16 protein-coding genes and 1 rRNA gene are annotated in these 14706 nt (G+C 34.3%); 2 read left to right on the top strand and 15 right to left on the bottom strand.

What is annotated here, in order from left to right; translation table 11 throughout:
• From ACJROP_RS06450 to ACJROP_RS06465, 4 genes are all read right to left on the bottom strand, one after another.
• Window positions 1-79: ribosomal RNA gene (locus tag ACJROP_RS06450) — 16S ribosomal RNA — on the bottom strand; the annotation flags it as partial.
• Between the two features lie 533 nt (window positions 80-612).
• Complete coding sequence (locus tag ACJROP_RS06455) at window positions 613-1650, bottom strand: TIGR01177 family methyltransferase (protein ID WP_406534662.1); 1038 nt, start codon at window positions 1648-1650, stop codon at window positions 613-615.
• A gap of 26 nt (window positions 1651-1676) precedes the next feature.
• Window positions 1677-2654 (bottom strand): PH domain-containing protein, encoded by a 978-nt coding sequence (locus ACJROP_RS06460; RefSeq protein ID WP_406534663.1) that lies wholly within the window; start codon window positions 2652-2654, stop codon window positions 1677-1679.
• Window positions 2655-2786: 132 nt separating this feature from the next.
• The gene (locus ACJROP_RS06465) at window positions 2787-4043 is read right to left on the bottom strand and encodes a proteasome-activating nucleotidase (RefSeq protein ID WP_406534664.1); all 1257 of its coding nucleotides are present in this window, start codon (window positions 4041-4043) and stop codon (window positions 2787-2789) included.
• Window positions 4044-4206: 163 nt separating this feature from the next.
• Here ACJROP_RS06465 and ACJROP_RS06470 point away from each other — a divergent pair, with 163 nt between their 5' ends.
• Window positions 4207-4698 (top strand): multiprotein bridging factor aMBF1, encoded by a 492-nt coding sequence (locus ACJROP_RS06470; RefSeq protein ID WP_406534665.1) that lies wholly within the window; start codon window positions 4207-4209, stop codon window positions 4696-4698.
• Here the strand turns inward: ACJROP_RS06470 and ACJROP_RS06475 are convergent, their stop codons facing one another.
• From ACJROP_RS06475 to ACJROP_RS06525, 11 genes are all read right to left on the bottom strand, one after another.
• Window positions 4699-5130, bottom strand: a complete 432-nt coding sequence (locus ACJROP_RS06475; RefSeq protein WP_406534666.1) for a DUF356 domain-containing protein — start codon at window positions 5128-5130, stop codon at window positions 4699-4701. It abuts the gene before it with no gap.
• Between the two features lie 35 nt (window positions 5131-5165).
• Window positions 5166-6374: a hypothetical protein gene (locus tag ACJROP_RS06480; protein WP_406534690.1), complete on the bottom strand. Its 1209-nt coding sequence runs from the start codon at window positions 6372-6374 to the stop codon at window positions 5166-5168.
• A gap of 52 nt (window positions 6375-6426) precedes the next feature.
• Window positions 6427-6876 carry a hypothetical protein gene (locus ACJROP_RS06485; RefSeq protein WP_406534667.1) on the bottom strand — a complete coding sequence of 150 codons (450 nt, stop codon included), beginning with the start codon at window positions 6874-6876 and terminating at the stop codon, window positions 6427-6429.
• A gap of 82 nt (window positions 6877-6958) precedes the next feature.
• Window positions 6959-8407, bottom strand: a complete 1449-nt coding sequence (locus tag ACJROP_RS06490) for a Mur ligase family protein (protein ID WP_406534691.1) — start codon at window positions 8405-8407, stop codon at window positions 6959-6961.
• A 405-nt stretch (window positions 8408-8812) separates the two neighbouring features.
• Window positions 8813-9895 carry a glycosyltransferase family 4 protein gene (locus ACJROP_RS06495; RefSeq protein WP_406534668.1) on the bottom strand — a complete coding sequence of 361 codons (1083 nt, stop codon included), beginning with the start codon at window positions 9893-9895 and terminating at the stop codon, window positions 8813-8815.
• Window positions 9896-9960: 65 nt separating this feature from the next.
• Complete coding sequence (locus ACJROP_RS06500; RefSeq protein WP_406534669.1) at window positions 9961-11055, bottom strand: acetyl-CoA carboxylase biotin carboxylase subunit family protein; 1095 nt, start codon at window positions 11053-11055, stop codon at window positions 9961-9963.
• Window positions 11052-11534, bottom strand: a complete 483-nt coding sequence (gene hycI / locus ACJROP_RS06505) for a hydrogenase maturation peptidase HycI (RefSeq protein WP_406534670.1) — start codon at window positions 11532-11534, stop codon at window positions 11052-11054. The genes ACJROP_RS06500 and hycI overlap by 4 nt, the downstream gene beginning before the upstream one ends.
• Before the next feature lie 9 nt (window positions 11535-11543).
• Window positions 11544-12311 (bottom strand): methyltransferase domain-containing protein, encoded by a 768-nt coding sequence (locus ACJROP_RS06510; RefSeq protein WP_406534671.1) that lies wholly within the window; start codon window positions 12309-12311, stop codon window positions 11544-11546.
• A gap of 15 nt (window positions 12312-12326) precedes the next feature.
• Window positions 12327-12779 carry a nickel-responsive transcriptional regulator NikR gene (gene nikR / locus ACJROP_RS06515; protein ID WP_296881833.1) on the bottom strand — a complete coding sequence of 151 codons (453 nt, stop codon included), beginning with the start codon at window positions 12777-12779 and terminating at the stop codon, window positions 12327-12329.
• A gap of 115 nt (window positions 12780-12894) precedes the next feature.
• The gene (locus tag ACJROP_RS06520; RefSeq protein ID WP_406534672.1) at window positions 12895-13362 is read right to left on the bottom strand and encodes a hypothetical protein; all 468 of its coding nucleotides are present in this window, start codon (window positions 13360-13362) and stop codon (window positions 12895-12897) included.
• A 55-nt stretch (window positions 13363-13417) separates the two neighbouring features.
• Window positions 13418-14062, bottom strand: coding sequence for a hypothetical protein (locus tag ACJROP_RS06525; protein WP_406534673.1), 645 nt, complete (start codon window positions 14060-14062; stop codon window positions 13418-13420).
• A gap of 89 nt (window positions 14063-14151) precedes the next feature.
• Here ACJROP_RS06525 and ACJROP_RS06530 point away from each other — a divergent pair, with 89 nt between their 5' ends.
• Window positions 14152-14697: a DUF2115 domain-containing protein gene (locus ACJROP_RS06530; protein WP_406534674.1), complete on the top strand. Its 546-nt coding sequence runs from the start codon at window positions 14152-14154 to the stop codon at window positions 14695-14697.
• The last annotated feature ends 9 nt before the right edge of the window (window positions 14698-14706 follow it).

Here is a 14706-nt window from a genome sequence, read left to right on the forward strand (position 1 = left end):
CCACGAGCCTAAACTCGTTCGACTTGCATGGCTTAATCGAATCCCAATAGCAGTAGCATCTGCCAGGATCAAACAGAATTGAACACATAGCAGATCATAATAAGTCAATGAATATTATGAAGTACGCTAAAAACATAGACGAGTATACACTAAATTTGTAACAAATTATATTGTACTAATTCACCACATCTACAAAACCAACATCATACTTGAGAGAATTCAAGTACTCACAAATGTATAGCTACATGCGGAAAAGCAACCATCATAGTAAAAATTGTAATATACAATGATACTTAGGTCATCGCCATAAAACACATAGCACATCTTATAGACAGACAAATTTTATTAACAAAATCAATTAAAAAATATTGCAAATAATATTAAAAAATAGAAATATTAATTTAAATTCTATTTTATAAATAAATAACATCATAATAAACTTATTTTATAAAAATAATGATTTTAATATTTATTCAAAAAATATTTTGAATAAGATTTGTAAAAATCGAATAATAAAAAAAATTAACGAAAATAATTAAATAAAACAAAACAAGGAAGTTTTATTGCTTTTTAAAAAGAAAATTAAATAACTAGTATATAAAGGTAACTATATTAATCTAACTTTTTACGAATTACGGAAATTATTCTTGTCAAACTTCTATGCATTTTAATTCCGTATTGCTCTATGATTTCAAAGCCTACTTCATCAGCCATTGGTTGCAAATCAACATAATGTGGGCTTGCCATGCATAAATAAGCATCGTCAAGCATATTGTCGTATATTGCTTTAAAAAATTCTCTGAATATGTCTTCACCCTCAATATCCCCAGTTGATGTGGATATGCCATAAGGAGGGTCTGTAACTACACTAGCTACTTTTTCATACATTTTAAGTTCACGAACATCAAGATTGAATGTTCTATAATCAGTGATTCCATAGTAATCCAGATTAATTGAGGTTCCATTTTTCATTTTCCAGTAGATGTCTGAACCTACAACCTTACAGCCAATCAATCCCGCTTCAATTAAAATCCCTCCAGTTCCGCAGAAAGGATCAAGCACCAATTGGCCTTCCTTAACCCTTGACAGGTTTACCATGCATCTTGCCAGCTTCGGATTCATTGATCCCGGATAAAAGAAAGGTCTCTTATGAGGTTTACTATCTTCAAAATGTTTTTTGTTTAGTTTTATCCTTTCAATAGCTACAAAAAAATCATTTTCAAATGCAACGATGCGAACCAAAGATTTTGGTTTTGTTAGATTAACCTTAATCCCTTCACAATTGCCAAGAATTAATGATCCCGCTTTTCTTTCAGTCCCGACAGTGTCTATTTCACTTTTAAATCTTTTGACGCGAACGGCAAAGCTTTCATCAATATAATCCTGCCAATCGATTGATGAGATATCTTCATCAAAGTTATCTACATCAGTCTTTTTAATAATTTCATGAATTTCATGGGTATAACCCAATCTTTTAGTTAGAATTTCATAATATGGACATAAGTCATCTTCTGAAATATTTTTCAAAATGACTAAACCTTCAGTTATTATCTCAATATCTGCATTAATATCTTCACATTCCATTACAGCCCTTAACTCTGCAAGGGGTAGCTGCGGATGTTCCTGTGATTGAATGCATAACAATTCCATTAAATTCACCTGAAAAATCAAAAAAATCATTTTCTGAATTTATCAAAATGTCTTTTTATGACATGTTCACTAGATTCCTCTACATTGGCTGAACTATTTTTTGATAAATCTTTACCCTCTTCGCGATACTGGTTTTGAGACCCAATATCCTCATAATAATCATCACCACTATAAGAATACTCATCGCTTATTCTATTATAATGACTATCTTCAGAGTAAGCGTTTTCATCTTCAAACCTGTTGCTGAATTTATCGTTATAGGGTTCATAATCATAGCTTGGACGACTGTCCTGAACATTGAAATCTTCAGGATAATATTCATACTCTCTTCTTGGAGAAACGTTTCTTTCATGAGTTATAGGAGTGATAGGTTCAAATTCATCATAAAATTCGTTTCTGCCCAGATACTCTCCATCATCCAAATAAGCCCTGCCTTGCGGTTGGCGTTGGTCGATATATCCCGGTTGTGGCTGGAAACTTCTAGGGCCAACAATTTTTGAAAAGATGATCTCCTCAACTTCTGAAGGGTTTGAAATGTTTCTCAATTCCATCTCATTGTTGTCGTATGCACTGAAAACAGAAACAGAACCTACATTAAACAATCTTTCAAATATGTTTTGAGAAGTATTTACGTCCTGAATGGTTGCATAAGGCATGTAAGTCTTTTTAGTTGATAATACTCCTGACTTTATCATAATTCTTGAATCAGTTAATGTATATTCAATTGAATACCAACTAATGAGCTGCCAGATAATATATAATATAATAATAAGAATGACTACAAAGAAAGCTATAGCAGCATATCTAGTCAAAGGAAGTTTAATTTGAGAGATTAGATAAACTTGCATCTCACCGACGAATTTGATTGCAGTTGGTGAAACAATAAAAGCAATAACTAATAAAATCACACCATAAATAGCTTTTTTACATCCCAAAAGCATATTCGGCTTGGTTTTATAAAGAATTCTTTCATTAGCTTTACTATCATTTTTATTAAACAACATAATTAACTATTAGAATTTACTTTTAAATAAAGTTTTACAAAAAAAGATTAAAGAAATAAGCCTCAGCTCGCCCATCATTCATCACAAATCAGAGCTCATAGGGTTCATCACAGGCTTATTTATACTATAAGATTAACCGAACATTACACCGGCTTCTGTTTTGAACAATTCATCCTCTTTGGTTTTGCTCATTACCTTATCGATAGCATCCATGAAGTCCGCTACAGTAATCTTGTCACGTTTTTCACGAATTGCAAACATACCAGCTTCAGTACATACTGCCTTCAAGTCAGCACCGGACAACTCATCTGTTATATCTGCAAGTGAATCGATGCTCACTTCATCATCTAAGGACATGTTCTTGGTGTGGATTTTAAGAATTTCGCGTCTTCCGTCAACATTAGGAAGAGGAACTTCAATGAATCTGTCAAAACGACCAGGACGCAATAGTGCAGGATCCAAGATATCCGGCCTGTTGGTTGCGCCGATAATTCCAATGTCGCCTCTTGATTCGAATCCGTCAAGTTCCGCCAAAAGCTGCATTAAAGTCCTTTGGACTTCCCTGTCACCACTGGTTGAACTTTTAAGCCTTTTAGCTGCAACTGCATCAAGCTCATCAATGAATATGATTGCAGGTGCCTTTTCCTTTGCAAGCTCGAACACTTCACGAACAAGCCTTGCACCTTCACCGATGTACTTTTTAACGAATTCAGATGCTACGATTTTAATGAATGTAGCATTTGTTTCATTGGCCACAGCCTTTGCAAGCAAGGTCTTACCTGTTCCAGGAGGACCGTATAACAATATGCCCTTAGGCGGTTCGATACCTACCTTTTCAAACAGTTCAGGTTCAGTCAAAGGCAATTCGACAGTTTCTTTAACTTCCCTGATTTGCTCTTCAAGCCCACCGATTTGGTCATAGGTTATATCCGGTTTGGTTTCGATTTCCATTCCGGAAACATTAGCGTCTTTTTCTGATGGCAATACTTCAACAATACCGAAGGTCTGTTGATTTAATGCGACCCTTGAACCGGGTACCAATAATTTTTCATCTAAGAATTTTGAGTAATTAACAAGAAAACTAGGTCCTGTACTACTTTTAACGGTCATTCTATTATCATCTAAAACTTCAGTAATAGTAGCTAACACTAAAGGTGGAGACCTAAATCTGTCCACTTCGGAACGTAATGATTTAGTTTCTCTTTCAAGTCTTATTTTCTCATTCTCTATTAAGACTTTATCTTTCTCTAATTTCCTAACTTTCCACATTAAGTTACTTTTAGCTTTGGATTTTTCTTCTCTTAAATAATTAATCTCTTCCTGTAAAATTTCAACTTTTTCGATTAATTCCTCTTTTGAAGAATTTTCCAAATCATCGAAATCATCCATGTGAATCATCTCCAGTTAGCGAATAAATTTTCATAAGCATGTTACTTTAATAACAATTTGTAACTTTAAACTATTTAAAGGTATTCATTTTAGTACATACTAACAAATATTTAATAGGTTATAGGTAATATATATAATTAAAGAATTAAGGAAACTGATTAATATGGAATGCGAAATTTGTGGTAAACCAGTACCAGAAAATAATCCAATAAGAGCAAAAATCGAAGGATCAGTTATGGTTGTATGTAAAGAGTGTTCAAAACTAGGAACAATACAAAAAGCACCTCCTAAACCAAAGTTTAGGCAACAACCAAAGGGTAAAAAGCAAAGCACAACCCGAACAAGAAACTATTCAAGAAACGATGAACCAACAGAAGAGCTAATCGAAGATTTTGAAGTTGAAATTAGAAAAGCAAGAGAAGCAAAAGGTTGGTCCCGTGAGGATTTAGGTAAAAAAATAAATGAAAGAGTTTCAGTTATCACAAGAATCGAAACTGGAAAAATGACTCCAGATACAAAATTAACCAAAAAATTAGAAAAAACACTGAACATCAAACTTCTTGAAGAAGCAAGCAATGTTGACTTAAATCAATTCATTAATAATTCCTCAGGAGAGCGCACCCTTGGAAATATAATGAAAATTAAAAGAAAATAGCTATTTCATATAGCTATTTAATTTCTCATTTTTAATATGTCTTTTTTCGCCTTTGATGGAATAATCAATTAGACCATCATTTTTTGCCTTATGAGAACGATAACTTTGAAAGGCATCGGCCTCATCCAAAAATTCATCCAATCTGTCATATCCATCATATTCATCACTGACAACAACCACATGTGCCGGAGGATGAATCTTTTTTATTTGAACAATGCTTAAAGTCGGATCTTCTTTTACAAAAAATGCAGTGGCAACAGTAGATTTAGTTTTAAGTTTTGAATTTAGGATTTCTTCAACTAATGAATCAGCAAAATGTGAATCAACTACTTTAGGCTGAGATATAATATTTAGATTAGCATGGCGTTCCATGTCACCAATAGCATTGAGTAATTTCGCATTACTCTCCCCTCTAATTAAAATTAATGCCATATTATCCCTCATTAAAAAAAATAGACGGTGATGAATCACCGGTCTTGGAAAGATTTTAGTAATCTACTTCTAAATACAACTAAAAGAATTAATATAATACCAACAGCCGTCTGAATACTTCCTAAAATAGTTAATATATTCCCATCAATTGGCAGGTCCCATGCAGGTGAAGACCTATCTCCCGGAAGCGCCTTATAATAAACACCAACCGCTTTAGAACCTTGTTTTACATTAATGTCTTTAGGTTCAACATGATCCACTCCCATCAAAAGACCGTTATTAATACCCCTGTTGATAGATCCAGCAATGGCTGATGCATCATATCCATATTTTGCAACTGATGCTTCAACAATTTCTTTAGTAGTTGAAGCCAAACCAGGCCTATCACTTCCATAAACAGATACGCTTACTGCATTAGATTTAACAGTCAATGCATCACCTAAAGCTTCATAAGCATAAACTGTTCTGATTTTTCCTCCACAGACAGGACATTTATCATATGCCTCGGCAGCAGGGTAACCTAATGCCCATCCGCAATCATCACAAACTTTAGAATACTCCTCATCCATCGGATATCCTGTAGCGTTCATTTCCTTAGGTGTAAACATGTCTGAAGTTGAAATACCTGAAACAAGGTTTACTCCACCCCCACCGTATTTTTCACCAGAGTCTCTTGCCACTTCTCCCATAGCTTCTGAAAGAATTGTGGTTGCAGGATAACCATCCCTGATCATTTTTCCAATGTTCATTGCAGTCTCTTTCCTTACGGAATCTGCAGTACCGTACAATGGATTTCCAGCAGTATTCCTCAAGTGAATAATAGCTCCTTTCTGACCAGGCTGCAAGGTAGCCACACCACTGTTGTAAGGAGTTACTTTAATGTCATTACTATAATCATCAACGGTAATTACATAAGCATTGAAAGAACCGCCTATTGCAGCACCGATACTGGCACCACCAACCAAAAGACGAGCTCCCTTAAATTGAGAAGCCAATGAAGCTGCAGATGCTGCAGAAGCATTGTTCTCTAGACTTGCAACCGCATCAACAATGGATTCCAGCCTGGTATCTGAACTACCAGTACCCCCGGAAAGTACAGCAAAATGATTATTTCTGGAAAGCAAAAATGTTGACTGGAACATGTTGTCTGCAAAAGACATACTTCCAGCGGCTGCACCGTTAGGGTCATTTCCAGATGGGTCTGTAATTACAACAATATTACAAGTAGCAGCTACGCTACTCATGGTCAATAATAATATTACAAAAAATACAAGTGATACCTTTAATTTACTCAATTTATCCACCTGCACCGTTTGTTGTTTTATTTTCTAATTTAACAGACGAAAAGTCTTCAATAACTGTTACTGTAACTACACCGGTGTTAATGTCTACCTGAACATCTGCAGCAGTAATCGGTTGAACAGATGTGCCAGGTACCGTCGACCGTGTTGCAAATTCCTGTGCCGTTTGAATCGCATCTTGCAGCGAAACTTCCCTTTTGGAAGTTTTTAAAATATCTCCATATATTACACTACCATCCCTAAAACCGGCCTGCATGACATTTCCCCTAATGGTTTCTACCGGAACAATGTCATTACCTTTAATGATTACACCAGAAATAGGGATTCCATTATTTATCTCATCAGAAGAAGCAAATGCGACATATGTGATTAAACGACCACAAAGAATCAAAATAAATGCTAATAATAAAATTATTAATGTGTCTCTTCTAATCTTTATAAACATGATTTATCCTCTTAATAAAAATATTCTTAGTAAAGAATAAAATTTATACATTTATTATATTAAACTAAATGATATTTAAAGTTTATAATATATTCTTTAATAGTGACTCAGCAGGATCCATTCCTTGAGCACCCAATAATAAAATAATGTCTTTTTTGTCTGCTTTTTTATAGACTTCCCTTAAACAATCCTCTAGATTATCAAAATGTGTGTATTCAACATTGTTTTCATCCAAAGTGTTGAAAAACACTTCTCTCTCTTCATCTTCGACAAAGTTCAAATCATTGACAACATCCTTACTTGATGATAAGAACAGTTCAATATCATCATTCATTGACTCGACAAGCGCTTCGACATTCAATTGGTTAATTTCAACACCTCTTGAACCCCTTATGGCGCAGGCAACATATAATTTCTGATTTTCAGGAAGCAGCTTAAGAGTTTCGGAAATTGTTGCTTTGATGCCGTCCGGATTGTGTGCAAAATCATCATAGATTAACGGCTCATCATTTAACTTTGCAAAACGTCTATTTAAAGCCTTATAAGTTTTAACACCATCAACAATGGTTTTAATCTGCAAACCTAATGAGAGACATGCTCCAACAGCTGACAGGATATTTTGGATGAAGTGACTGCCAGTAAACGGTAATTCTTCGCTTGTTAAAATAGCTTCACCATTATAAATTATTTTTCCATCGTCGAAGTAAACGGCATTCTTCTCATCTAATTTAGACATTGAGGTGTAGAACGGATGTTTAGCATCCAGTTTCATTACCAGTTCATCATCATGATTTAAAACGCAGGTTCCATTTCCAATAGCTTCAGGAACTGCAGATATCTCATCATAAACCTCTTCTATGGAGTTTACAAGACCAATATGATCCATTGCGATATTTGTTATGACTGCGACTTCTGGCCTAATGGCTTCGCTCATTAATGCAGCATGGTTTTTCATTAAATGTCCAAGCCATCCTTGAACTTCAGACACTTCAATAACCAAATAATCCAACTCGCCATTGGCTGTAACTTCATCGGATATCAATTTGGAAACCATTGGATCAATCAATGTATTGAATTCAGATTCACTGTCGGTATTTGTAAGAACATGGTATCCTGCATTATTCAAAATATGATAGATTAAATGGGAAGTGGTTGATTTGCCGTTTGTACCTGTTATTACAATATCTGTTGAAAATGGAGAGTATTTATCGACTGTATTGGAGAGCGCAACTGCATTTGCAAGCTCGATTTTGTCGGTGATAATCAATGGAAAACTAAGCTTTTCAGCCATTTCAACAGCACAATCCTTTGGAGTTTGAGTAATTACGCAGGCAACATTCTTATCGAATGCCATCTCTATTCCTTTACCATTAATCCAATGTCTTATTACAATATCTCCAGTGTGAGCATCATTTAAAAATGTAAATCTTCCTGTAAAACCGTCAATGGAGAAATATTCATCATTACCGACAAGTCTTCCATCAACAGATTTGACCAAGTTTTCAATTTTGGTTATGTCCCTTGCAAACATTTTATCTCTAATAGCGAGAATCTGGTCTTTAGCCATATCTATCTTATCAGTAATGATTAAAGGAAAAGTGAGTTTTTCAGCCATTTCAACAGCACATCCCTTAGCGTTTTTAGTAATGAGACATGCTGCATTTCTTTTAAAAGCGATTGCAACTCCTTTCTCATCAACCCAATCCCTTACAATAATATCCCCAGTATGGGCATCATTTAAAAATGTAAACTTGCCAGTGAATCCATCAATGGAAAAATATTCATCATTTCCCACTAGCTGTCCTTCCAAATACTGAACTAATTCCTTAAGTTCTATAACATCTTCATCATCATCATTTCTAGCAAGTTTTTCCTCTAAAGTATTGACTAATTTCCTAAGTTCCATAATATCTCCTCAAAAAATAAAAATAGAGAATTAAAATATAAACATCTTAGCAAGAATGCCTATAACACATAATAATACTGTAATTCCCCAATAACTAAATACGATTTTTCTCTCTGACATGCCGTAATGATTTAAAGTGTGATGCAGCGGTTCTACAGGCAACTTGATAATGTGTGCTCTGTGAAGCAGACTTACAATGACTGAAACGATAGGAACTCCCAATGCAAGAACACCAAAGTACGGCAAGTCACATACGAGCACCGCAGCTGCATAACCTGTTCCAAGTACAAATGAACCGGTATCTCCCATAAATATTGAAGCGGGATGTTTGTTGAATACCAAAAATCCTAAACATAATCCGACAAGTATCAAAAATGGTGGAATGATTGTTGCTGGACCGAATAGATATCCATAAACGCAACAAGCGAATGACGCAATTCCAACAATGCCTGCTGCAAGACCGTCCATGCCATCAATAAGATTTACTGAATTAATACATCCTAAGATAGCTATTACAACCACTGGAACAGCAAATACGCCTAATTCAAAACCCCCTACTGTTGTAACAACACCAGTTAAACCTAAAAATACTCCCAAAACAATTTGGCATATGATTTTTTCAAGCTCTTCAGGTTCTGTCTTGATTGGAACTTCACCAACTACTTCAACCTTGCCTGCCTTAAGCAAATCATCGACTTCAGCTTTTGCTTTTGGAGTGGCTACACGCACTTCCTCACCCGGTTCAACATCCAGCCTTCCAAGCGTTATAACTTCATCTGAAGTGTTAACAACGATTTTTTGAACTTCTTTGACTTTAAGACCTATTAAATCATCTACTAAACCTACAATTCCTCCTGCAAGCATTATAAATGAAACGATTAAAATTGGTGTATTCTGATAATATAATGCAATCAATAAAGAAATTGTAAATAAGAATGCTATACCACCCATTGTTGGAGTACCACTCTTATGTCTATGTTCACTTACTATAGGATTATCTGCAATCCTTGCTTTAAGCAATATTCTTTTAACATACCATGTAAAAAATATGGTAGCACATAATGTTATTAAAAAAAGGATTAACATATCTGTATTATTCATCATACCACACAATAAATCTTTTAAACTAATAAGATATCTATTGGTAATACTATATAATTATAACTTATAACACAGAATTATATCAATTTCTCAACTAATTTTTCAAGCTCTTCTTTTGAGTCCGCTCTTGCAGTGATTCTTTGATAGCCTGCCGGTCCATGCACAATAAAGTCATTGGCTTCAAATGATTTTACAGGCTCATTTGGAGTTGGCCCTTCATAATTTCCAATCGGAATTTCTGTTGAGTAGTGATATTCCAGCTTATCTGAGATATTGGATAAGCTAAACTCTCCAATTGCCATATTAACCAATTCACATAAAGAGTTTACGCCACATGTAGCTGTTGTCAGATACCTTGTACCGTTTGGACGGGTGTTCACTTCAATGGCATATAATTGGTCTTTTTTGGCGGAATACATGAAATCCATTTCAAAAATGCCATCGGAAGCCAAACTGCTGGCTACTTTATATGCAGTATGCTGAACTAAATTATTATCAAGGCCGTCAACCATGCAAGGACCTGTCTTGACCTTATTTAATGGATGTGTTCCTTCCAGTGTGGTTTCACCCTTATAAATTGGAGGCAATGCCACGTACTCCCCATTGAATCCTAAAACCTCAATTGAAATCTCAGACCCTTCAACAAACTCTTCACACAATGCCTGGTCAAATTCCTCGAAATACTCATTAACATCTTCAATGGATTTTGCTATTTTAATGTCCTTTCCGCCTTGTCCTTCACCTTGCTTTAAGACAACTGGAAAATCAAGTTCTAATTCATCGGAACCATTTAGAATTTGATAATTTGGAGTTGCAACGCCAATCTCTTCATAAAAGGCTTTAGTTTTAATCTTATTCGATGTCAGCTCTACTGCCCTTACTCCCGCAGCAACTACCGGAATGCCATATTCGGCTTCAACTTCCTCTTTCATGTAAGCCACATCGATTAATGGAGGGTCGATTCCAATCAATGGGACAATAGCGTCAACATTCTGCATTAATGCAACCTGCTTTGGACCATCCATTCCACGAGGAACGATAAATACCTGATCCGGCAAATCCAAATTGATTGCCTCTTCATTGGATTCAGTTAAAACACTTTCAATGTTCTTGATTCTAACATACCAATCAATATCATCATATAATCTTGAACCGATAAACAAAATTTTCATAATATAATCCCTTTTATAATTTCTATAAATTCAAAAGCCGTTTTTTCGACAATTTCCGTTGGATTTGCACCCCAATCCATTGTTTCAGGCTCAATCCCAACAAATATTACCTTAAAGTCATTATCCTTTTCCAAATATTTCACAAAATAGGACAACGACATTGAATGAGTTGAAATTCCGATGTTTGCAAAGTCTTCCTTATCAACAATTTTGATTTCCCCCGGCTCAGATCCCATCAAGCATGCGTCTACAATAATTACATGAGAGGGATTTTCCTTTCTGATTTTGCCAGTGAAATTTTCAGGAACTGTTTCGGCATTAATAAGAAGCAAACTGTCATTTTCAATATTTTCATCGATTAACTTATTAATTATGAAAGGTCCGACACCATCATCGCTTTTAAGCTCGTTGCCGACGCCTAATATGATTAATTTTTTAAAACCAGATAAAAAATCATTTAATTCAACTTCAAAAGACAATTTACCACCCTAGAGATAACAAGTTTCAATACTTTCAATCCCTTTTCCCATTATATATTTTAGTTTAACATTTATTAAATCATTTTCTTTTACAAATCTTTCATCTAATGGGATTATCAATGGTGGATTTAACATCGGCAGTGGCCCGACAATTAGGTTTTCGTTGAGTTTTGTATAGGTTGTTATTTTCAAACCGTTAATGTTACCATCTTCATTTGCTTTTAGTGATAAATCAGCTTCAAATTCAGGAGCTATTTCATCTAAAAAATCAAATTGCGAGTAGACAACAGGTTCAGAGATCACTTCATAATTGACTCCCTCATCCCAGTGCAGGTAATGTCTTTCCAGATTAACAAGCTCCGCCGTGTTAATTATCGCTTGAGGTATGATTTTACCGTCCTCTTTCAAGAATCGTTTTGCATAGTTTAAAACCGGAATTTCCTCTTCATCGATTAAAGCGGTATCCAACATTTCACAAACAATCAAATCTGCCTTTTCAGTAAAATCGTATTCAAGAACATCGCTGTTTACAACTTGAATATTTTCAAAATCAGATAAGTTATCCTTAGCTATCAAACTTGTCTTTTTATCCACTTCAATAGCTATAATCTCTTTAAAATAAGAACTTAAAAAATAGGATAATACTCCGCTTCCACAGCCTAAATCATAAGCCAATTCATTATTTCCATCATAGTCTTGAATAGCCTGCCAAAAAGCGGATAACCTATCAGTATCCTTCAATAAATCGGAATGATAGGGGGTAGTTTTGAATTTCATGCAAAAAAGAAGAATTTAGTGATGGTGGTGTGTATGGTCATGTGAGTGACCAGGCTCGTTAAAATCTTCTCCGTTAGCAGTACTTGTAAGTTTTACATGTTCAACACCTTTGAGTCTCATAATCCTTTCAGTCAAATCACGAATTTCAGCAATATCTCCATTTACGACTACAATTTCCATACAGTATTTGTCAGTCATGTGGATGTGCATACTTGTGTTGATTTCGTTTCTGAAACTGTGTTGAATTTCTGCAAGGTTTTCCATTACACCTGTGTAGTGGTGATCGTAGATAATTGTTATGATACCAATCCTTTGTCCTTCCATTGAATTCATCCATTGATACCTTACAATGTAATCTTGAAGTGCATCACGAATTCCCTTTGAACGTGATTGATATCCCCTTTCTTTTAATACTTCATCAAAATCTGCCAATAATTTTTTTGGTAAGGACATACTTATTCTCATCATAAAAATACACATCAATATAAATTAATAAATATAATTATGGAATTTAAATTATATAAACATTATGATTAAAATGTAAAATAATAATACTCAGATATTAAAAAATAAGTAAAAAATATTATCCAACTAACAAATAATATTCTCCATCATCTTTTTCAATGGATTTTAAAAGGCCTTTATTTTGAAGGGATAAAATAATGTGATACATTCTAAAATTGGTGAGTTTTAAGTCGCCATAAAGCAAATGCCCTTCAAGAGTATATTTAGAGATCAGATTCTTATCATCAACAAGCTCTTGGATTATTTTATAAGATTCCTTTTCTTTCATGTTTAGCTCTAGCTCTTCAATATCCTTTCGGGAGTTAACAGTATTAATCTCCTTTTCGCTTTCAGATAAGCTTACCCTATTATTTTCAAAGATAATCAGATCTTTATCTTGAAGCTCTTCTAAAATTTGAATTAAATCATATTCATGGAACCCTAAATCCTTTCTCAAAACATTTACTGGAATGCCGTTAGGATATTCAACGTCAAATATCTCAATTTGGCTTAGAACAACTTCTTCATTTTTAGTAATGTTAATCATATAATCAGTTCAGAATTTTGTTAATAATAATTATCAGTCTAATAATACTTAATCTTTATCCTAATTGAACTTCATTCTGCAATGCCTTTTCTTCCTGTTTGTTTTTGAAGGCGTGCTCTTCGGGAGTTAAATCATAAGGTCTTGTGAAATACAAATCAATGTCGTTTACAACCTGACAGATTGACATGTGAAGCAGTTCCTTTAAGGCGAGACTTTTTTCCACCTTATTCAGGGAATCATCACTGTAAATTCTATCATGATCTTCACTATATTCCTGGCGTATTTTTTCAGGATCCAAATCAATCTGAAGTTGAGATTCATCATATTCTTCAGTTAAAAGCAAAAAGCCAATCAATTCTTCCTTTTCATCAGAAAAGTCTTCATCAGGGTTTTCGATTACATCATGGAAATATGTGAAGACAGACTGGAAAACATCCCTTGAAACGTTGCCATTTATGATATTGTCCTTAAACAGGTCAAAGATTTCTGAAATGTAATATTTGCCTCTTTCTTCTTTTGTAGCGAAAACGAGTTCGTTTTCCACATTGGCAACATATTGGATTATTACAATGTCAGAACCTTTTTCAAATGTCTTGATATTAAATTTGGAATCCTTTAATTTGTAATCTGAATTAACTTTCAATGCCTTTTCAATATCTTCAATCTCTTCTTTTGTAATCTCAATAAATTCATCAGACATAATACTCCCCATACTAATTTTAAATTTGGATTATTAAGTATTTTTTGTTTGAAAAAATTTTTATAAATAATAAAGATTATAATAAAATCATGGAAGCTGAAGACATATTAATCGACCTTAGAAAATTATCCCCTCAAAAAGAGATTACAACATCAGAGTTGATGGATATACTCAAAGAATATGCGAGGATAATTTCAGTATACGATTTAATGTTGGCCAGCGCACATATGCGAAAAGACGGTGAGTTTATTCATGCCAGTTATCGTGAAAAATATTTGGAAATTTATATCAAATACTTCATAATGCGCATGAAGGAAGTGTTGGAAAACGACAGCTACAACAAAAAGATCATTGATAAGGAAAAATTTGACGAATGCTTCCCTATGCTTGAAAGGACTTTTGAAAGTGAAAAGATTAGCGATGACGGCAAATTCCCGTTGATTTATGTAATTACTTCATTGTACACAACATTCATTCTAGAAGAGCCAATACATCCTGTGGGAAGTGAATTTCCGGGAAAATTAAAAGTGGAAAAGAGAAATGGAGTATTTTACTGCCCAGTTAAAGAAAATCAGGATGACAATCCAAATGCAATCTGTCATTTATGTCTTGCTGAGCAAACCCCTGATATTTAGAGTGATTAT

This window comes from Methanobrevibacter sp. (assembly GCF_045220775.1).
Lineage (GTDB): Archaea > Methanobacteriota > Methanobacteria > Methanobacteriales > Methanobacteriaceae > Methanocatella.

What these genes read in the sequence shown, in the direction of transcription:
- ACJROP_RS06475 (WP_406534666.1), bottom strand. Translation starts at nt 5,130, where the DNA reads ATGGCATTAATTTTAATTAGAGGGGAGAGTAATGCGAAATTACTCAAT.
- ACJROP_RS06455 (WP_406534662.1), bottom strand. Translation starts at nt 1,650, where the DNA reads ATGGAATTGTTATGCATTCAATCACAGGAACATCCGCAGCTACCCCTT.
- ACJROP_RS06485 (WP_406534667.1), bottom strand. Translation starts at nt 6,876, where the DNA reads ATGTTTATAAAGATTAGAAGAGACACATTAATAATTTTATTATTAGCA.
- ACJROP_RS06490 (WP_406534691.1), bottom strand. Translation starts at nt 8,407, where the DNA reads ATGTTTGCAAGGGACATAACCAAAATTGAAAACTTGGTCAAATCTGTT.
- ACJROP_RS06500 (WP_406534669.1), bottom strand. Translation starts at nt 11,055, where the DNA reads ATGAAAATTTTGTTTATCGGTTCAAGATTATATGATGATATTGATTGG.
- ACJROP_RS06460 (WP_406534663.1), bottom strand. Translation starts at nt 2,654, where the DNA reads ATGTTGTTTAATAAAAATGATAGTAAAGCTAATGAAAGAATTCTTTAT.
- ACJROP_RS06525 (WP_406534673.1), bottom strand. Translation starts at nt 14,062, where the DNA reads ATGTCTGATGAATTTATTGAGATTACAAAAGAAGAGATTGAAGATATT.
- ACJROP_RS06480 (WP_406534690.1), bottom strand. Translation starts at nt 6,374, where the DNA reads ATGAGTAGCGTAGCTGCTACTTGTAATATTGTTGTAATTACAGACCCA.
- ACJROP_RS06530 (WP_406534674.1), top strand. Translation starts at nt 14,152, where the DNA reads ATGGAAGCTGAAGACATATTAATCGACCTTAGAAAATTATCCCCTCAA.
- ACJROP_RS06520 (WP_406534672.1), bottom strand. Translation starts at nt 13,362, where the DNA reads ATGATTAACATTACTAAAAATGAAGAAGTTGTTCTAAGCCAAATTGAG.
- ACJROP_RS06510 (WP_406534671.1), bottom strand. Translation starts at nt 12,311, where the DNA reads ATGAAATTCAAAACTACCCCCTATCATTCCGATTTATTGAAGGATACT.
- ACJROP_RS06465 (WP_406534664.1), bottom strand. Translation starts at nt 4,043, where the DNA reads ATGGATGATTTCGATGATTTGGAAAATTCTTCAAAAGAGGAATTAATC.
- nikR (WP_296881833.1), bottom strand. Translation starts at nt 12,779, where the DNA reads ATGATGAGAATAAGTATGTCCTTACCAAAAAAATTATTGGCAGATTTT.
- ACJROP_RS06470 (WP_406534665.1), top strand. Translation starts at nt 4,207, where the DNA reads ATGGAATGCGAAATTTGTGGTAAACCAGTACCAGAAAATAATCCAATA.